Consider the following 19849-nt stretch of genomic DNA (forward strand, 5'->3'; position numbering starts at 1 on the left):
CAACATGAATATCGTTACGCCAGTCCCCACTTCATTAGTGTTCACTACGGCGAATGTGAGCACTGAGGCTGCCCGTCGGGAAAACTTGCTGAAAGATACTATTCCTCCTTCTAAAGAGGCTGAACAAGGCACGTCGGAACAAGGCCTTGGGTCAGAGTCTGATCGCGCAAAATCACCGGGGCAAAAACCTGCTCCTGTAACCTATGAGCGTCCCCAGGTACAGGTTGATAGCCGTCCTGACGTTTTGCAAAACGAGAGCAACGAAGCCCAAAGTAGTGATACAGACAACGGAGATAAAGAAAGTGCTGGCAAAGGTTCAGCAGAAGAAAAGCAGCAACAGCAAGCGCAGCAGAAAGAAATAGAATCCCTCGAAGCCCGCGATCAGGAAGTACGTCAGCACGAACAGGCTCACGCTGCAGCCGGCGGACAATACGCAGGTTCTCCTCAGTATGAGTATGACACCGGCCCCGACGGAAAACGCTATGTCACTGACGGTGAAGTGAGCATCGATGTTTCTGAAGCCGACTCTCCTGAGCAAACTGTTCGAAAAATGGAGCAGGTTCGCGCCGCTGCACTAGCGCCAGCGGAACCATCGGCCCAGGATTTGAAAGTTGCTGGCGAGGCGAGTCGTAAGGCTGCGGAAGCTCGGGCTGAATTATCTTCAAATGAAGGCGGTATCGGCGAAGCCTCCCAAGCCACTGTCGATGATGCTTTTTCCGTTGAAGGAACTGGGGCTCGGCAGTTAGAGATCCAGGATGAGGTTTACCAAAATCGTATTGGCGTTATTCAACAGTTCTATCAGGATCAGGTTTCACCTAAAGTCGGTGGTTTTTCCGTCTCGGCGTAATGCAATACATTTTTGAATTTGGCTGTTTAGTTTGTGCTCGTCTTTCATTTTGCCTGTGTCAGGGAAAAGCTGATTAGCAGTCTTTGTTGGCTTAGAGACTTAAATGGGCGTTTCCTGTGGCGCAACACCGAGGTACTCACTCAGTACTTTTATCAATTGTTGTTTCTCAATAGGTTTACCCACATGAGCATTCATCCCTGCCTTTTCACATGCATCGATATCCTGTTGCATTGCGTTAGCCGTAAGCGCAACAATAGGTACGTTTAACTGTAAACTCTCTCTGATAATTTGCGTGGCTTCATAGCCGTCCATTTCCGGCATCTGAATATCCATCATGACTAGATCAAAGGTTTGCCGGGACAACCTTTGCAGTGCTTTTCGACCGTTTTCTACTCGGGTTATGGTTAAATTTGTCGTACTCAGCATCGCCTGAATCACTTCAACATTGATGTCGTTGTCTTCCACCAGCAACACATTTGTTTTCTCAAATGAGGATATCTGTGCTGGCGCGGACGGTGTAACTATGAGGGTGTTGGCAACGGGTAAATTCAGTTCGAAATAGAATGTAGCTCCTTTCCCTGGCTCACTGTTTACTCTGAGCTTTGACCCCATTAGAGCAAGTAACTGCTGACAAATGTGAAGCCCCAGGCCAGAGCCTCCAAACTTACGGGCTGTGGAGGATTCAGCCTGCATAAAGGGTTCAAACAGACGTCGTTGTTGCTCTGTTGTAATGCCAATACCCGTATCAGCTACACTCACCCTCAACCGGCAATAATTGTCTGTGAGTGCCAGTGTCGTCAGTGTTATGTGAATGTCGCCTTCGTTGGAAAATTTTATTGCATTGGCGATAAGGTTGGCGAGCACCTGTTTAACGCGCAATTCATCGAAGATCATTATGGGGGGAATGTCACTATCGATGGTAAAGGTAAACTTTAGCTTTTTCGCTGTCGCCTGGGCGTGGAAAATATCGCCGAGTTTTCTCAAGCTATGTCGAATCTTGCAGGGATTTTCATCAAGCTCCAGTTTGCCGGCTTCAATTTTTGAAAAATCGAGCAAGTCGTTTATAAGCTGAAGTAGCATATCAGAGGAGTTTACAATTTGAGACGTCAGGCGTTGGTGGGGAGTGTTCTCGAGTTTTTCTGTGAGTACCTGCCCAAAACCAATGATAGCGTTGAGAGGGGTACGTATTTCGTGGCTAATGTTGGAAATGAACGCGGATTTAAGCTGATTGTGTAACTCTGCTTTTTCTTTGGCTTCTGCATACAAACGGTTAGTTGCACGGATCTTTCGCAGCTGAGTGAGCATAATCACAACCGTGATAAAAGCCATGATGATAAAAATTACTAACCATTGGTTATACTTTCGGTGACTCTCCTCCGCCGCTTCTGTCGCGTAAAGAAGGTTGGATACGGCTTCATTTTTTGCTTCCAATTCCGCTGCCCGTTGCTTCTCCAATGCAATCTCATTAACCAGCTTTGAGCTTTCAAGAAGTTCTAAGTCTTCGTATTTTTTAGCTTCTATATAGTCTTGATGAAATTGTACATATTGCTCAAAGGCGGTTTTGAAATCTCCCTGTGCAGCGGTAATTTCAGAAGCGATTTGCTGCAATTCTGCACGCCATGTTGTTACTTCGTCGGTTCGATTTTCATCAAAAACCCTGCGGGCATTTTCCAGAGCTATCCGTGCATTTTTGAATTGCTGTAGCGAGAGGAAGGCTTTTGCCCGGTATTTGTATAACTCGCTTTCAAAGTAAGAGGCTGCATAAGGATGTTTCAGCACATCTTCTGATATTGCCAGTGCTTCGTCGAATTTCTTCCAGCGAAAAAATACTGTGGCCTTTCCATACATGGCAATGTATTCGCCATAATGAGAATCTAGCTTACTGTCTGTGTTCGCCGTTCTTTCGAAATAATCAATGGCCTTGGCATAGTCTTGCTTGTTTCGGTACAGAATGCCGATAGAGTAGAGATTGTCACTGGCGAGTATCCAGTCGTTACGAGCCTGTGCTTGAGGTAGTGATAGTAAATAGTGCTCTAGAGCGATGTCCAGCGAGCGTATAGCGTGGTAATAGTCCGCCACGGCATAGTGGTATAATGGGTCAAGATTGGGAAGGTCGTGCTCTCGCATCAGTGTATTTAACGACTCGAGCAGGCTGGCATTTTGCACAAATACCTGATTCTCGCTATTCGTTATCATTAAATAGATATAAGTAAGTACCTGTAACCTGGGGGAGAGCGAGGGTGAGGCCAATAGCTCGTCAAACAAGGGGTGGGCGAGATCATACCGCGCATCAATGCCGTACATTCTCGCTAAACCTATTTTAATGGCTGCTCCATTTTCGCTGTCGTGCTTTAACGATTCAAGAATGCCGGTTATCGGAGTTGCACTGGTTTGATGCATTCTTACCAAATACAACACGTATTCTGCTGCTATCTGGGCTTTTTCCGGGGCCGTATAGGCATCAGACTGCAACCGATGTTCAAGATCCCGAATGATTTCACCCACAGGTGCCGGTATTTCCGTTTGCATTCTTTGCGCTAACTCTTTTAGTTCGCCAGTGAGAGTTGCATAGCTAAAAGCGGGAAACACGATAGCTACAAAGCAGAAAATAAGGCGGAAACTAGCTAAATAGGAATAACACACAATGTTGCTCGATACTTTTTATTATTAAAACATTATGTTCCTGGGTAATGGAAAGCACAAATTACAAGCAGGAAGTTCGATTTATTTAAAGCTACCAGAGTCGTGTATAAATGTCTTTAAATTAAAAAAGCGACCCGTTTGGGCCGCTTTGAATGTCAATAATAAGATATTTTGAAAGCGCCTTATTTTTGCTTGGCCTTAGCGAAAGCATCGGCAAAAGCATTTCCCATCGCCGCATTTGATGGCGAAGACGACTGCCTGCTGCCGCTATTGCGGTTGCCTTGCCGGGGTTTATTGCTTTTCGCTTTGCCGCCCTGGGAACGTTTATCTGAAGCCGGCGCTGGTGTGTCGTCCAGTCGCATGGTAAAAGATATGCGTTTGCGCTGAACATCTACTTCCAGCACTTTCACCTTCACAATGTCGCCGGCTTTAACAACTTCCCGCGGATCGCTGATAAATTTGTTGGTCAGGGCGGAGATGTGTACCAGCCCGTCTTGGTGTACGCCAACATCCACGAAGGCACCAAAGTTAGCTACGTTGCTCACCACTCCCTCCAGGACCATGCCGGGTTTGAGATCCTTGATAGTTTCCACACCTTCTTTAAAGGTGGCGGTTTTAAATTCCGGGCGGGGGTCGCGGCCTGGTTTATCTAATTCCTTCAGTATGTCTTTCACAGTGGGCAAACCAAAAGCATCGCTGGTGAAGTCATCTGGTGATAACTTGCGCAGTAGTTCGGTGTTGCCTATTAAATCATTCACGGCTACCTGTGTGCGGTCAACAATACTATCTACCACCGGGTATGCCTCAGGGTGAACGGCGGAGCCGTCCAACGGGTTTGTGCCGGCTGTAATTCGCAGGAAACCTGCGGCCTGTTCAAATGCCTTAGGCCCTAGCCGTTCCACTTTTAACAGGGATTTGCGATCGGCAAATGCGCCGTTATTGTCGCGGAAGGCAACGATGTTTTGGGCCAGGGTTTTATTTAATCCCGATACATAAGACAACAAGGCTGGCGATGCGGTATTTAAATCAACCCCCACGGCGTTTACACAGTCTTCGATGACGCGATCAAGGGATTTGCCCAATTGGCTCTGACTTACGTCGTGCTGATACTGTCCCACGCCAATGGCTTTCGGTTCAATTTTTACCAGTTCTGCCAGCGGGTCTTGTAGCCGGCGTGCTATGGACACCGCGCCTCGCAGTGACACATCCAAGTCGGGCAGCTCTTTCGAAGCCAGTTCTGAAGCTGAATAAACTGATGCCCCGGCCTCACTTACCATAATTTTCTGCGCCCCAAGCTCTGGTGCAACTTTAAGCATTTCAGATACAAGCTTGTCGGTTTCTCTCGACCCAGTACCGTTGCCAATACTGATGAGTTCAACCTTGTGTTGTTTACACACATTGATCAAAGTGCGCAGGGACTTGTCCCATGCGTTTTGCGGTGCATGAGGGAAAATTGTGTTAGTCGCGACAACTTTGCCGGTTTTATCCACCACGGCAACTTTCACCCCTGTACGCAAGCCGGGATCGAGGCCCATAGTGGTTTTGGCACCGGCAGGTGCAGCCATGAGCAAATCGTTGAGGTTTTTGGCAAAAACGCTAATAGCTTCTTCTTCTGCTCGCTCACGCAGGCCGGCAAACAACTCGGTTTCCATGTGCAGGCCAATTTTAATTTTCCACGTCCATTGCACCACCTGTTTTAAGAATACATCGCCGGGGCGACCTTTATCGGCAATCATGAAATGGTCGGCAATAATGTGCTCACAGTGTGAAGGGGCAAGTGGATCTTCGTTTTGCGGGTCGGCATTTAACTGAATGTGCAACATGCCTTCATTGCGCCCGCGGAACATGGCCAGAGCGCGATGTGAGGGAACTGTTTTGAGCTTTTCGTGGTGGTCAAAGTAATCTTTATACTTTATTGCTTCCTGCTCTTTTCCAGGCGCAACAGTGCTGCTTACAAAGGCATTGTCGTTGAGGTAGCGTCTGATTTTTGCCAGCAGGGCTGCATCTTCTGCGAAACGCTCCATCAGAATATAGCGCGCGCCTTCTAACGCCGACTTCTCATCGGCTACCCCTTTGTCCGCAGATATAAAGGCCTTTGCTTCATTTTCAGGAGTTAGTGTTGGGTCTTTAAACAGAGCGTCCGCCAGCGGTTCTAAGCCGGCTTCAATGGCAATCTGGCCCTTGGTTCGCCGTCGTGGCTTGTAAGGTAAATACAGATCTTCGAGCGTGGTTTTGCTGTCTGCCGATTGAATATCTCTGCGCAGGGAATCAGTGAGTTTGCCCTGCTCGTCAATGGACTTCAGTATCACTGCCCGGCGATCTTCTAGGTCCCGAAGGTACGTAAGGCGCTGTTCCAGTGTGCGAAGCTGAGTATCATCCAGACCCTGGGTAACTTCTTTTCGGTATCTCGCGATAAACGGCACTGTTGCCCCTTCGTCAAGCAATGTAACTGCGGCCTGCACCTGATTGGCGTTGACGGCTAGTTCTTCGGCAATTTTGTTGATGATCATAATGAACTCTGTTGCGTTCCTGATAGGTCTGGCCCGCGCTCATGGGTCGGGCATGGTTCGTGTCATAAAAAGTGGCGCAAGTATAGCACTGATGAAAAGCAGTAGAATGGCGTTCGTCTCACTTTACTCGGATTTCAGAGGTGGATACACGCTCTTGCAACTTTTGATTTTGGTCGTCAGTCAATTATTTAATGCGGTCGTTTGTGTCGTACCATATTTTATTTATCCACCAGGTAAAGTGGCCGGCTTCTGTTTTAACTTCCACATCGTCCTCTACAGTTTTTCCAATTAAAGCGCGGGCCATGGGCGCATCCACAGAGATGAAGTCCTTTTGCCCAAAAATTTCGTCATATCCGACAATGCGAAGGGTCATGACTTTACCCTCGTCGTTTTCAATCTCAACCCAGGCGCCAAAAAATACTTTGCCTTCTTGTTCCGGGGAGTAGTCTACAACTTTGAGTCGTTCGAGGCACTTGCGTATGTAGCGCACTCGTCTGTCTATTTCCCGGAGCCTTTTTTTGTTGTACTGGTAATCGGCGTTTTCACTTCTGTCACCCAGACTGGCGGCCCAAGCTACTTTTTTTGTGGTCTCAGGGCGCTCTACCCGCCACAAATGGTCGAGTTCATCTTGTAACTTCTTATATCCATTTCGCGTGATCAACGGCGTTCGCATACTAAAAATTCACTATTTGTACGATTTATCTGATAATAAAAAATGAAATTGTGCCGATAAGCAAAGGATATCGTGATGATTTTGAATATGAATTTTAACATTATTGCATTTTTGACGCATAATATTTGAACAAAAACCTGGCACAAATGTCATATAACAATCCATACTTAATGTGGAGACAAACTGTGAGTAAACCAATGGACAGTCAACAGCATTGTAAGCAGAAAAAAGAGGGGGTGTCAGCCACCGCCAGTGGTGTAACTAATAGCATCACGATAGTGGGCTTTTTACTGTTCCTTTCAGGTGTCACTTTGTTTGCCATAGGCATTATAGATGTGCTGGTTCAAATCGACAGTGTTAAAACGGCTGCACTCATTGTCGGAGGCCTGTTATCTTATAAAGTTGGTCATATTATGATTCGCCACTGCGCGACACTGAAAGTGCGTCCTGAGCGCAGGAGACTTTTGCTGTCAGACAACAGTTAAAACGCTACCGCATAAACAGTCTTTTTTTATCGCCAATTGTTCCATAAAAATACTGGCAGGTTCATGGTATTCCCTCTAAATTATAGATGAAGCAAACGATTGCTGCATAAACAGTTAAGCCCGAATTCTTATCCGGGCACGCGCTTGAACCTAAACAGGCGATATGCACGTAGGGACATTTTGCAGGTACGGAGATACCCAAAAGAAAAGCCGACGTTTTCGTCGGCTTTTTGTTGCACAGGCGCTGAATTATTCTGCTGCCTCTTCATCGTCTTTAATGACTTCTAGTAACTCAACGTCGAAAATCAGTGTGGAGTTTGGTGTAATTAATCCCGTGGAGCGCTCTCCATAGGCCAGTTCTGCAGGAATAACGAAGCGGTATTTAGCGCCTTCCTTCATCAGTTGAACGCCTTCTGTCCATCCTGGAATAACGCGGTTGAGTGGGAAAATAACCGGCTCTTTTCTTTCATAGGACGAGTCGAAAACAGTGCCATCGATCAAAGTGCCGTGATAATGTACTTTAACGGTATCAGACGCGTCCGGGCTGGCGCCCTCGCCTTCCTCAATAACTTCATACTGCAAGCCTGAATCGGTAACTGTTACGCCTTCTTTTTCTGCATTTTGAGCAAGGTAGTCAGCGCCAATTTTGACATTTTCTTCTGCGGCTTTCGCCGCCATTTCCTGTTGCTTCTCACGCATTTGTTGTTCGCCAGCTTGAGCAAACTTCTGAATATCACCTTGTGATAATTTTGTATCATTATTCAATGCGTCTTCGAAGCCTTGTTGAAGCGCATCCTGATCAAGAGGCATTCCCAACTGTTCCTGTTGCTTGGCGCGGTTGGCAACAAATAGACCCATGCTCGCTCCCATGGCATAGGCTTGTTTTTGTGCATCAGTCATATCTGCTGCCGCAGCACTTTGTGTGGCAGTGTCTTTTGCTTCTTTTGTTTCGCTGACCTGGTCGGTATTTGGCTGACACGCAAACAAACCCAAGGCGGCTACGGTTGATAAGGCGACGAGCGACTTACGCATAAACTTCTCCATTTAAAAAATAAAAACCGTGCGCTGGCACGGGTGTTTTAACGTTAACTAATAAACTTAGAAAAAGGATCAATGGTAAAATCATTTTGCTAAATTGTTCATCAACTATCCATGCTATGGTAAACACAGCCGTAGATAAAGCGAAACCTGTAGACATGATTCATCGACGATTGTTCCAAAGAATACTATCACTGACCACTGTCTTGCTTTTTTCACAAGGGTGTACGGTACCCGATTCCCATCCAGTGGAAAAGTGGCAACATGGAAAAGATGGCACCTTTGCTGCAGATATTTCTGTAGACGGAAAGCTGAGCGTGGTGTCCGGCGTAGATAATGGCATTAGTGTCTGGCATAACAACGACGAAAAAATCCTCTATCACTGGCAACACCAAAGCGAAGGCAACAACCTTGTACTTGCCATTCATATTTCTGCAGACAGTCGCTACGTGGTGACAACAGACAAAGATGCCTTTGCACTGTGGAGTATCGACAGTGGCGAACCAGAAGGATTTTGGCGTATTGACGAATCTACCATTCGCGACGTTGCTGTTAGCAATAATGGCAAGGGTATTTTAGTGGGCAGAAGCAACGGTAAGGTTATGTATTTTGAACCGGAAACCGGGCGTCGTTTGGAGTTTTTAGGCCATCAGGAGCGCATCAATAGTGTGGATATTTCGCCCAATGGTCAGTACGCCTTAACGGGCAGTAACGACTATGTGGCTTATCTTTGGAACACGAAAACGGGCCAAATTATTCATACGTTTACCCATTCCAGTAGAGTGACAAAAGTTGCACTGGACGATGCCGGTAGATACGTGTTTACCGCAGATAGCAAACACGATTCTAAAATATGGAATGCACAAACGGGTGCACCGGTTAGCAACCTCAAGTATATTGCACGGCAGAAAATATTTACCGATGCTGTTTTCTCCGATGATGGTAAGTACTTGCTTACCGGGGCTCCGTCTAGAAGAATATATCTGTGGGACGTTAGAACCGGTGAACTGCAAGGTGAATGGAAAGTGGCTGCCAAAGTTGGATCCCGCCCTGCGACTGCGGTGGTGTATGGGGTGAGTTTCACGTCTGACGGAAAAATTTTATCCGAGAGCAGCAGCGGCTTAGCAGAATTATGGGCAGTGGATTAATGCAGGACAATATGACAATTGATGAAGCCGTAATGGCCATCGAAGAATTACAAACAAAAGTTGCGTTTCAGGAGCACACTATCGACTCCCTTAACGAAGCACTGACTGAGCAACAATATCAAATTGAAAAGCTCCAGGTGCAACTTCGTCACGTTATGGAGAAAGTGAAAGGCTTTGAACCTTCAAACATAGCGAAACTCTCAGAGGAAATGCCTCCACCTCATTATTAGAGCCTGGACGATGGCGCTACTAAATGGGGCTTCGGCAGCATTAATTTAGAAAAAAACACGTTCTTTGACTACGCTGTAACTATGAATAGTTTCGGGCAATCGCTTTGGTGTTTGCCTCACTGGAACCGCGAACCGGACGGCATCCTTATGGCCAGAAAACTCAGAACCTCTGTGGCAGGCGTACCTCAACTCATCCAGCGTTTGGGGCGCGACGACGTATCGCCCTTCATTGACGATACAGACAAACTCACCTATCTGGATTATCTCTCACGCTATGCATCCCGCTACGGGGTAGCGATGCATAGCTGGTGTGCAGCTAAAAACAGCATTCTGTTATTGTGTACCCCGTCTGAAAGCGACAGTATTTCGTTAACGCTTCAGGCTACCGGTCGTTTGTATGCCCAGTTCTACCATCAGCGACACGGCACCCAGGGTAGTATCTGGCGCGACAGATACAAGTCTGCGCTGGTTCTGGATGATCACCTTCTGTTGGAGGTTTACCGCTATGTAGAACAGAAACCTGTGACTGAAGGGCTTTGTGAAGCACCTGAGTATTATGCCTGGTCAAGTGCTGGCGTTAATGCTTTGAATGCCGCGCATCCCACTGTTCAACCCCACAATGCGTTTCTTCGAACAGCGGCGGAGCCTGTGGTTCGGCAGCGTTTGCATCTGCAGAGGTTACACGACGACAACCCAGAAGCCGACCGCGCCATCGAAAAGGCATTGCGCATGGGGTTAGCCATGGGTGATGAAGGTTTTATACGACGCATAGAACAGGTAACCGGCAGGCGATTAACCGAAGGAAAGCGGGGCAGGCCGCGAAAATACCCTCCCGCTGTGCAAATCTAGTGCTTTGTCGCGAGGTCGTCCTTTTTAGCTTGTGTTGATGGTTCTGTCTTATTGATGTCTTCCCATTCTACGCTGTCTTCAAGGTCGCTGTTTATGGCTTTGATAAACGCATTGCGAAGAATGCCGCCTAAGGCAGAGAGAACGGGCGTGTTTACATCGTCCAACGAGCCAGAAATAGGAATACGTGTAGCAATTTGGTCTTTTTCCTGGTTCTCAAAAAGTTCTGCGACAAACCCTGATAGGGCTTCAGTCATTCCGCGAACAATGCCATCGTCATCTCGCTCTATATCGCCTTTCCACGAGAATACGTCTACATTGTGAAGGATAGGTTTTGCATAGCCTTCAATGGTGCCATTGTCGCAGGCAAGTTCCATAGCCATCTCAAGGTGTCCTGCTTCTAAATCAAAAGGAGCATAGGTGTCCAACAGGCTTTTAAAGTTCACCAGTGCAACATCACTGACTTGCAAGTTGATGTCGAACGTTGGCAATGGGGTGGCCGGATTAAGCGATGCGGTGAGTATGAGTGTTCCCTGTTGGGTGGTTTTTCCCGTCGCGTTGAGAGTTGCAACCAGGTTTTTTGATAAATCCCGGCTGTTAACTAAGTTGATAGCGGTAGCGTCAAGGTGGTGTAACGACACATCTACACCGGCACTGGGATTAAGAAATCGCACCGCACCGCGCTGAACAGTCAATTGGTCCACTTTTAAAGGCATCAGTTGATCAGCCAGATATAACCAGTTTTCATTCTCTCCTGACTGGCTGCGCGAGGTGGAAGTGCCATCGACAACATTTATTGAAGGCGCTGTTACTAATACAGTAGCAACCACGGTGCGGTCCATAATTGCTGACCACAACACACTGATATCCACCTTTTTGGCACTAAAAAATGGCTGTTCTATTTCACCTGAGCGTTTGAATATGAAGATATCTTCAACTCGATATGCCCCCCTCCAAAGCATGATGTCCACATCACCCACGCTACCGGTATATGTCCTGCCATTATCCAGTGTGTCGTTGATGTACCACTGCACGGCAAAAGGAAGTATGAGGCGCAGTAAAAAAATAAATGCGAGGGTAAACAATGCTAATTTATAGACAGTTAATGTTTTTCCGTTCATCGAAGATCCGCCCGCGTGCTATGTGGTAAATTTATAGATAAACACATCAATTCCCGTGCCAGTAAAGGGATCTAAAAAAGCACATCTTTTAGTGGGTAAGGGTTTGATTTTATTGGGAGTGATTTTTGTTTTGAACGTGAGACTGCCAGAATGAGGCTGACTTGAATTCAGCCCGTGCACGTCTTACCCGCTTGCCAGTAAAAGTAACAAAAGGGAAAGACGATGCAGAGGTAACAATTTAGTGAGGTTTAAATACGCCGATAACGTTTTCGTCAGCGCGAACTTTTGCTCCCACATTTTCGTCGGTTTGCGATTGTGAATACCCACATTTTACGCACTCCAGTTTTTCTACATTGTTTTCGAAAAACAGCATGATGGAATCCATTGCCTGGCACTTCGGACACGTCGCTCCGGCAATAAATCGTTTTTTCTTTCTTTCAGTCATTCTGAACCCCTGACCTCAATGGTGCGTTGTACAACGCAGAACATGGTGCCATGGCTGTGAAAAACAAGCCATCGCCGATGGAGTTTGTTATCATACGCGGCTGAATTTGGAGGACAACTTCCCGGGCATGATTACCTTATCTGACGTTTCCCTGATGCGCGGCAGCAAAGTGCTTTTAGAGCATGCGTCGGCACAACTTTTTCCTGGTCATAAAACAGCCCTTATTGGCAGTAATGGCTGTGGTAAATCCAGTTTATTTGCGTTATTGCGCAACGAGTTGACGGTAGACGCTGGCGATTGCAAGGTGCCAGAACACTGGCGTATTGTAAGTGTGGCTCAGGAAACGCCGGCGGTAGAACGGTCGGCCTTGGCGTATGTTATCGACGGCGACAAACACTTAAGAGAGCTACAGGCAAACCTGGCAGACGCAGAAAGACGTCAGGACGGTGAAGCCATAGGTCAAATTCACGGCCAGCTCGAACAGGCCGGTGCATATGATGTGGAAGCAAGGGCGGCGACTATTTTGGCCGGTTTGGGCTTTACGACGGCACAGTTATCGTCGCCGGTAACCGATTTTTCCGGTGGCTGGCGGATGCGTTTGAATCTGGCGCAGGCTCTGTTGTGCCCGTCGGATTTGCTACTGCTTGACGAACCCACTAATCACCTCGATTTAGACGCTGTTATCTGGCTCGAAAAGTGGCTGCAGCGCTATGCGGGTACCTTACTGCTAATCAGTCACGACAAGGCGTTTATCGACAACACTGTGGCGAATATCATCAGTGTGGAACAACAAAAACTGGTGGCGTACACCGGAAACTATTCTTCTTACGAAAAACAACGGGCAGAGCGAATTCGCCTGCAAAATATTGATTACCAAAAGCAACAAGACAAAATTGCACATTTGGAATCGTTTATTACCCGTTTCAAGGCCAAAGCCAGTAAGGCCAAACAAGCGCAAAGTCGCATTAAGCAACTCGAACGCATGGAGCAGTTGCTACCAGCTCATATCGCCAGTGAATTTAACTTTTCATTTGCCGAACCCACAGGGCTGCCAAATCCGTTGGTGCAGATGCGGGATATTCGTTTGGGCTACGACGACAAGGTTATTTTAACCGATGTTAAGTTGAATCTGGTGCCCGGTAGCCGCATTGGTTTACTTGGTCGCAACGGGCAGGGTAAATCTACGCTCATCAAGTTGCTCGCGTGTGTACACGAACCAATGCAGGGTACGTTTACAACAGCCAAAGGGCTCAATGTGGGCTACTTTGCACAGCACCAGTTGGAAACGCTTGATCCCAAAGCTTCTGGCTTACTGCACTTGCAACGTATTGATAAAAAGGCGACGGAACAATCGCTGAGAGATTTTCTCGGTGGATTCGGATTTCACGGTGATCAAGCGCTTAGCCCGGTGGCTCCTATGTCGGGTGGTGAAAAGGCTCGGTTAGTGTTGGCGTTAATTGTTTATCAAAAACCTAATTTATTGTTGCTGGATGAGCCCACTAACCATCTGGATCTGGAAATGCGTCACGCTCTGAACATGGCGTTACAGGGGTTTAGCGGTGCCATGGTATTGGTGTCCCACGACCGCTTCCTTTTATCATCGGTATGCGAAGATTTCTATCTTGTTGACCGCGGAACAGTGGAACCCTTTACTGGTGATCTGGATGACTACAGACAGTGGATACTGACACAGCAAACTGAGGAAAAACCGGTTAAAGAAGATAAACCAAAAATTGATCGCAAGGAAGAAAAGCGACGAGAAGCTGCATTCAGACAATCGGTCGCTCCGCTCAAGAAAGCGTTGGAAAAACACGAGAAAGCGATGGAAAATAAATCGGCGGCACTGGCAGAGGTGGAAACCCGTCTCGGTGACGCAGATTTGTATGCCGAAGAAAACAAAGCAACGCTTCTGGCGTTGCTTGAGGAGCAGGCATCTCTTAAGCAGGCTATTGAGGAGCATGAGATGGCTTGGTTGGAAGCACAGGAAGCAATGGAAATGGCAAGGACTGAATATGAATCTTAACGCAGATACTTTTTGGCAGTACAGTTTGGAGATCTATGGCCGCCCGGCGGTGTCTGAGAACGCGCTTGCGTTGCAAGACCATTTCAAGGTGAACGTAAACATGCTGTTACTGTTGTGCTGGTGTCTGCAAAACGGCGCGGTAATAACGTTGAACCAGTGGCAGGTTTTACTGGCTGCAATAGAAGAAACGGAACGAAAGCTCATTGCTCACCGTCGGCAGCGCAAACGGGCGAAAGTAGCCAGACCTGAGGATGCCTCTGCCTATGAAGCGCTTAAGAAACAGGAATTGGCGTTAGAGTTGGAACAACAAGAAGCGCTGACCACCATGTTCAATCGGCTTAACGTGGAATACGTATCACTCTCTGGCGTGAATGGCAGTATTGCCAGTTTTGTAAATGTTTTTAACCTTCGCCAACAACCAGATGCGGTGAGCAGGATCACGGCAGTGATCAAGCAACTTTAAACCTTTATGCAGTCAATTTGTTCTCAACCATCCACAGGTCATGGGCGAATAACGCGAAGTCGTTTTACACCCGCTCGCTGGGCCAGAAATCGGCATGTGCAAACCATTTGGCCCAGATTTATCCAAAAGCGCCAACCGGTGAAGTACACTTGGGAAAGGTTGATAACACCTGACGACGATTTTCTCGATATTGCCTGGGGACCGAAACCCGTCGAAGTAACGGGTATCGCGGTGATGTTTCACGGACTTGAAGGTTCCATTCGTTCCCACTATGCCAATGATATGATGGCGGCATTGAGTCAACGGGGTTGGCAGGTGGTGATGATGCATTTCAGAGGGTGTAGCGGCGAAATAAATCGTCAGCCCCGAGCCTACCATTCAGGTGAAACTTCCGACCCTGCATTTTTTCTTACGTGGCTTGAGAAGCGACATCCAGGCATACCAAAAGTTGCTATCGGCTTTTCGCTGGGGGGGAACATGCTGTTGAAGCTGCTGGGAGAGCATCCTTCTCAACCCTGGTTGCAAGCGGCCATCGCTGTGTCTGCGCCCATGAAATTAGCGGCGTGCAGTGACAGCATCAATCAGGGCTTTTCCAAGTTATACCAAAATTATCTGCTAAAAAGTATGAAAAGTACGTTGCTCAAAAAAATGCAGCGCATTGATTATGGTGGCATCATCGACATTTCAATGCAGGAGGTCAAGCAACTTGACTCCTTCAAGGCTTTCGATGAGAGCGTTACCGCACCATTGCATGGCTTTACTGACGCAACCGACTATTATGAAAAGTGTAGTGCTTATCCATTTCTAAGTGCTATTCATTGCCCCACACTTATTTTGCACAGCTTAGACGATCCATTTATGCACCCTTCTGTGGTGCCAGAAGAAAAAGATCTGGCCCGAGCAGTAACCCTTGAGTTAAGTGAGTACGGAGGCCATGTAGGATTTGTGCAGGGCAATGTCACTGCGCCTACAATTTGGTTGCAATCCCGTGCCATTGAATTTTTTAATGCCTATTTACCCATGAAGGTAACAGAATGATTATTCCTATTCATACGCTGGAAACTGACACCCTGCGAAATGTTGCAGAATCCTTCGTGCTGCGCGAGGGCACCGACTATGGTGAAGTGGAAGTGAGTTTCGATGACAAAGTAAAGGAAGTGATGGCGTCGTTGCGCAGCGGCGAAACTGTGTTGGTTTACTCTGAGTTACATGACTCGGTAAATATTCATCGAAAAGACGATTACGAACAGGGAGAAGCCTTCTCTGCAGAAGGAGAGTGAGCCTGACATCGTCAGGCTTTTTTTCTGTGAATCAGAAGGTGTAGCGGGCGTTGAGCTGCTACCTTCAAAGTCTGCCCATCCTTCCTTGAAGACGCTATTTTATATGTATCTATATGATATTTATGCTTTTAAACCTGTTTTCGAAAGGGGTTAATGTAAGTCTTAAGGCCACTACCCTATGTAAATAGGTTTTACCTTGCGTGCATCTCTACCTGGATGTCTGCGCTGAGCAACACTGCGACGTCTTTTCCCAACAGCCTGTAATTTTTTCCAATAGGGTAGATGTATCTATCTATTGCGATGTATGCAAGTACTTGTAATGTATTGAGTTAATGGAAAAGTTTACGGGAAGTAAATATGGATCGCCTTTTGCAAAAACACGACTAAAGTCTAAAACGCGATCCTGTCTGAGGATCCAACACGTGATTGTTAATCGGAGCCAGGAATTATGTTGCCGCGAAATCAGTTAGCGACAAACACGGATTTTAAATTACCGTTCATTACCTCATTTAGTACGATATTTTCCATTAGTCCGGCCGTACTACGCGCCATTATATATTGTATGTGCATTGGCTTTAGCACGCTAAGCCTTGCCGATGAAGTGAATAAAAACAACCTGCCATCAGGCAAACCCATTTTGAATCGTATTATTGAAGCTGCGCAAACTAACGCACAGCGGGCCTATGAAGTAAACGATCACGACCTGGCCGCAGAATTGAAAGAAATGGATTATGAGACGTATCGACAAATTCGCTTCAATCCGGAGCAAGCGCTTTGGCATAAACAGAACGACTATGAAGTTCAGTTTTTTCATCCGGGATTTTTATATCAACAGCCTGTCACCGTAGTTACGGTAGCACCGGACAACAGCGAGAAATCACTGGCCTTCGACAGCGCTAAATTCATTTATGAAAAGAACGCAGAAGCTTTGGCAGGCCTTACTGATGCTCAATCTGGCTATGCGGGGTTTCGCATTCATTACCCGATAAAAAACAGCGAATATAAAGACGAGTTTGCCGTGTTTCTCGGCGCATCTTATTTTCGTTTGGTGGGAAAGGATCAGGTATATGGTATTTCTGCACGGGGGCTTGCACTAAACACGGCTATGCCTGAGGGAGAAGAATTTCCACATTTTACCAGGTTTTGGATAATTGAACCGAGGGAAGGTCAGCCTATAAAAATCTATGCTCGCCTGGAAAGTCCCTCAGTGTCAGGGGCTTACAGTTTCGAGATCATGCCCGGAAATGATACTACTATGCAGGTAAAGAGTTGGTTGTTCGCTAGGGATGACGTTGACAAGTTGGGTGTAGCGCCTTTCACAAGTATGTTTCTCTATGGTGAAAACTCGCAAAAGCGTCATGATGATTATCGCCCTGAAGTTCACGACAGCGACGGTGTGATGTTGTTAAACAGCGCGGGTGAAATATTGTGGCGCCCACTAACCAACCCCTCCAGATTACAAATAACATCGTTAAGTGATGACAGTCCCCAAGGGTTCGGCATGCTGCAGCGCGACACGGAATTTCAACACTATCTCGATGCGGAAGCGAATTATCATCTACGTCCCAGTTTATGGGTAACGCCAGCGCAGGGTTTTAACAAAGGTAAATTGGAGATTGTTGAAATACCCACAGACGCAGAAGTACATGACAACATCGTAGCGTATTGGGTGCCTGATAAGCCCTTTTTGGCTGGTGAAAGTCGCTATTTTGAATACGAAGTGAAAACAGTAGAAGAGAAGCCCATGCGTTATGGAGTGGCGACGGTGGTCAGAACACGTCAGGGTATAAGCCAGTTGCCAGGTTTCGAAACCACTGAAGAGCGAAACGTACGGCGCTTTGTTGTCGACTTTGCCGTACCCAAGGGCATGGAGCTTACCCCCGACGATGTAGATCTGATCCTGGATGCAACCAATGGTCGTGTGGAGCAGGCCAGAGTATATGCAGTCAATGGCGCGCAGGAGATTCGGGTGACGTTTTTGGTGATACCAGACTCAGACGCCGTGGTGGACATGCGAATGTTCTTAAACCAAAACGAAACGCAAATGAGCGAAATATGGAGCTATGTGTATGCGCCGCTGCAATGAACAAACGCAAACAGTGATCAATGACGGGGTCCGGGCAAAGCCTTATGTACTGCGTGTAACCGGCAAGGCCTGGCGACTCTCACTCATGGCGTGTCTGGTGTTGATATCTACAGCCCTGGCTGGATACAGTTTATTTGAAATATTCCGACCCAATCGATTTACCGAACTTGAAATGATTCAGTTGGGCCTGAGCATGGTGTTATTTCTCTGGCTTACTATGTCTTTTTGGACGGCAGTTATTGGCTTTTTGCTCAAGGTTTTTCGCATCGACCCCTTGTCGTTAAAACGGGAAATCACCGAAGGTGATAGTGCGTTGCCGGTACGTCAACGACATGCCATCGTTATGCCAGTGTACAACGAAGACACCAAACACATTATGGTTGGCTTTGAAGCCTGTGTCAGAGAGGTGATGAAGACTGATGCGGCAGAACACTACGACTTTTATATGCTCAGTGATACACAGGATGAACAGAAAGCCTCCGCAGAGTTGCGCGCGTGGAAACGCCTGCAGCAACGCTTAGGTGGGACAGCACCTGCCACTTTCTATCGTCGTCGAGAAGACAATTGGGGACGGAAAGTCGGCAACATTACCGATTTCTGTGAGCGCTGGGGTAGTCAGTACGAATCTATGCTGGTACTTGATGCTGATAGTGTGATGTCGGCTGAGCGTATACTGGATTTAACCCGCCGCCTTGAAGCGAATACCGAGGCTGCGATGATTCAAACCATCCCAATGCCTGTGCGCCAGGACACCTTCTTCGGACGTTTTGTGCAATTTGCTGCTCATTTGTACAGTCCTATGCTGGCCACGGGGTTGTCATTCTGGCAGACAGACAGTGCTAACTATTGGGGTCACAATGCGATTATTCGTGTAGCCCCTTTTATGCAGCATTGCGGCTTGCCCACATTAAAGGGGCGAGCCCCCTTTGGTGGTGACGTGCTTAGCCACGATTTTGTTGAGGCCGCTCTACTCCGTCGGGCTGGCTGGGAATGCTATTTGATTACTGATACAGATGGCTCCTATGAAGAGGTGCCGGGCAATTTGGTCGATTATGCTATTCGCGACAGACGCTGGGTGCAGGGCAATATTCAGCATCTTGGATTACTTAACATTAATGGCTTAAAAACCACAAACCGACTGCACTTTTTGTTCGGGGCATTTGCCTACATATCGTCGCTGCTGCTGTTCGTCATGCTAATGGCAGGCACCGCTGATGCATTGGTCAAAGCGTTAGTCGATCCGGTGTATTTCACGTCTGCCCATCAGTTGTTTCCCGATTGGCAAATTGCCAAGGAGGGCTTAATGATAGCCACCTTGTGGGGCACTATAGCCCTGCTTTTTATGCCCAAATTGCTGGGGCTCATTCTTGCTATGGTTCAAAGACGCAAAGACTTTGGCGGTTTTTTTCGTTTGCTGTTTGGCGGTGTAGCAGAATTGTTTATGGCGATTCTCATTGCTCCTGTGATGATGTTTTATCACAGCTACTTTGTGCTCAGTGTTTTTATAGGTCACCAGGTTAAATGGGAAGCGCAAACCCGCGAGGGCAGAATGGTGCCTTGGCGTGTGGCGATATCAAAGTCCATGACGATGACGGTACTGGCATTGGTGTGGGCTGGCACAACCTTTTACTACACACCGTCGCTGTTTTTGTGGTTATTGCCCGTACTGACGGGCATGGTGTGTGCCGCCCCTATCATCAGGCTTTCCAGCAGTCCGGATTTTGGTCAGCTGTGTAGACGGGCGGGTATTTTCGTTATTCAGGAAGAGCTTCGCGAGTCGCCGGTTCTGGTTTACGTGCGCAAGCAAATGGCAACGTTCGATATGGACGAACTGGACGACTCGACAGTAGACATTCCCACTTTGGCAGAAGAAGTGCCTCAGGCAATGGTTGTGCAGGATCTCAAGGCGCCCCCGTTGCCTAAACGGCCGTCAACTGGCGATGTGATCGCGGCCATTGAACAGCAAGCCAAAGCCCGGCACGCCGCTTGAGCTTAACATGAGTACGCCTAC

Annotated in this window: 17 protein-coding genes; 11 read left to right on the top strand and 6 right to left on the bottom strand. The window is 47.4% G+C overall.

The window, feature by feature from the left end; translation table 11 throughout:
- The first annotated feature begins 4 nt into the window (after positions 1–4).
- A complete protein-coding gene (locus KO518_RS00725) occupies positions 5–847 on the top strand; it encodes a putative metalloprotease CJM1_0395 family protein (RefSeq protein ID WP_216023896.1) in 843 nt (280 codons plus the stop codon).
- Positions 848–946: 99 nt separating this feature from the next.
- On the opposite strand, the gene KO518_RS00730 is transcribed toward KO518_RS00725, so the two are convergent.
- From KO518_RS00730 to greB, 3 genes are all read right to left on the bottom strand, one after another.
- Positions 947–3376: an ATP-binding protein gene (locus tag KO518_RS00730; protein WP_216023897.1), complete on the bottom strand. Its 2430-nt coding sequence runs from the start codon at positions 3374–3376 to the stop codon at positions 947–949.
- Positions 3377–3672: 296 nt separating this feature from the next.
- A complete protein-coding gene (locus KO518_RS00735; RefSeq protein ID WP_216023898.1) occupies positions 3673–6000 on the bottom strand; it encodes a Tex family protein in 2328 nt (775 codons plus the stop codon).
- A gap of 184 nt (positions 6001–6184) precedes the next feature.
- On the bottom strand, positions 6185–6673 hold the full coding sequence (gene greB, locus KO518_RS00740) for a transcription elongation factor GreB (protein ID WP_216023899.1): 489 nt from the start codon (positions 6671–6673) through the stop codon (positions 6185–6187).
- Positions 6674–6858: 185 nt separating this feature from the next.
- On the opposite strand from greB, the gene KO518_RS00745 reads away from it, so the two are divergent.
- The gene (locus KO518_RS00745) at positions 6859–7158 is read left to right on the top strand and encodes a hypothetical protein (RefSeq protein WP_371742205.1); all 300 of its coding nucleotides are present in this window, start codon (positions 6859–6861) and stop codon (positions 7156–7158) included.
- Positions 7159–7407: 249 nt separating this feature from the next.
- On the opposite strand, the gene fkpA is transcribed toward KO518_RS00745, so the two are convergent.
- Entirely contained in the window at positions 7408–8190 is a 783-nt protein-coding gene (gene fkpA / locus KO518_RS00750; RefSeq protein ID WP_216023900.1) for an FKBP-type peptidyl-prolyl cis-trans isomerase, read from the bottom strand.
- Positions 8191–8354: 164 nt separating this feature from the next.
- Between fkpA and KO518_RS00755 the strand changes: the two genes are divergently transcribed.
- The 3 genes from KO518_RS00755 to KO518_RS00765 all read left to right on the top strand — a co-directional run bounded on the left by KO518_RS00755 (position 8355) and on the right by KO518_RS00765 (position 10423).
- Complete coding sequence (locus tag KO518_RS00755) at positions 8355–9344, top strand: WD40 repeat domain-containing protein (protein ID WP_216024382.1); 990 nt, start codon at positions 8355–8357, stop codon at positions 9342–9344.
- 11 nt (positions 9345–9355) lie between these two features.
- Positions 9356–9574: a SlyX family protein gene (locus KO518_RS00760; RefSeq protein WP_216023901.1), complete on the top strand. Its 219-nt coding sequence runs from the start codon at positions 9356–9358 to the stop codon at positions 9572–9574.
- 147 nt (positions 9575–9721) lie between these two features.
- Positions 9722–10423 (top strand): transposase, encoded by a 702-nt coding sequence (locus KO518_RS00765; protein WP_216023902.1) that lies wholly within the window; start codon positions 9722–9724, stop codon positions 10421–10423.
- On the opposite strand, the gene KO518_RS00770 is transcribed toward KO518_RS00765, so the two are convergent.
- Together KO518_RS00770 and KO518_RS00775 are read right to left on the bottom strand one after the other, a co-directional pair.
- The gene (locus KO518_RS00770) at positions 10420–11541 is read right to left on the bottom strand and encodes a DUF748 domain-containing protein (RefSeq protein WP_216023903.1); all 1122 of its coding nucleotides are present in this window, start codon (positions 11539–11541) and stop codon (positions 10420–10422) included. The genes KO518_RS00765 and KO518_RS00770 overlap by 4 nt on opposite strands.
- 238 nt (positions 11542–11779) lie before the next feature.
- On the bottom strand, positions 11780–11986 hold the full coding sequence (locus KO518_RS00775; RefSeq protein ID WP_216023904.1) for a YheV family putative zinc ribbon protein: 207 nt from the start codon (positions 11984–11986) through the stop codon (positions 11780–11782).
- Positions 11987–12113: 127 nt separating this feature from the next.
- On the opposite strand from KO518_RS00775, the gene KO518_RS00780 reads away from it, so the two are divergent.
- From KO518_RS00780 to mdoH, 6 genes are all read left to right on the top strand, one after another.
- Entirely contained in the window at positions 12114–14009 is a 1896-nt protein-coding gene (locus KO518_RS00780; protein ID WP_216023905.1) for an ATP-binding cassette domain-containing protein, read from the top strand.
- On the top strand, positions 13999–14472 hold the full coding sequence (locus tag KO518_RS00785) for a TIGR02444 family protein (RefSeq protein ID WP_216023906.1): 474 nt from the start codon (positions 13999–14001) through the stop codon (positions 14470–14472). The genes KO518_RS00780 and KO518_RS00785 overlap by 11 nt, the downstream gene beginning before the upstream one ends.
- 6 nt (positions 14473–14478) lie before the next feature.
- Positions 14479–15510, top strand: coding sequence for a hydrolase (locus tag KO518_RS00790; protein WP_216023907.1), 1032 nt, complete (start codon positions 14479–14481; stop codon positions 15508–15510).
- A complete protein-coding gene (locus KO518_RS00795) occupies positions 15507–15752 on the top strand; it encodes a YheU family protein (RefSeq protein WP_216023908.1) in 246 nt (81 codons plus the stop codon). Before KO518_RS00790 ends, KO518_RS00795 begins: the two co-directional genes overlap by 4 nt.
- A 448-nt stretch (positions 15753–16200) precedes the next feature.
- Positions 16201–17838, top strand: coding sequence for a glucan biosynthesis protein (locus KO518_RS00800; protein WP_252735709.1), 1638 nt, complete (start codon positions 16201–16203; stop codon positions 17836–17838).
- Positions 17822–19828: a glucans biosynthesis glucosyltransferase MdoH gene (gene mdoH / locus KO518_RS00805; RefSeq protein WP_252735711.1), complete on the top strand. Its 2007-nt coding sequence runs from the start codon at positions 17822–17824 to the stop codon at positions 19826–19828. The genes KO518_RS00800 and mdoH overlap by 17 nt, the downstream gene beginning before the upstream one ends.
- Positions 19829–19849: the final 21 nt, after the last annotated feature.

Origin of the sequence: Aestuariibacter sp. A3R04, assembly GCF_018860805.1 — a bacterium.
In the GTDB taxonomy this organism is placed as follows: domain Bacteria; phylum Pseudomonadota; class Gammaproteobacteria; order Enterobacterales; family Alteromonadaceae; genus Alteromonas.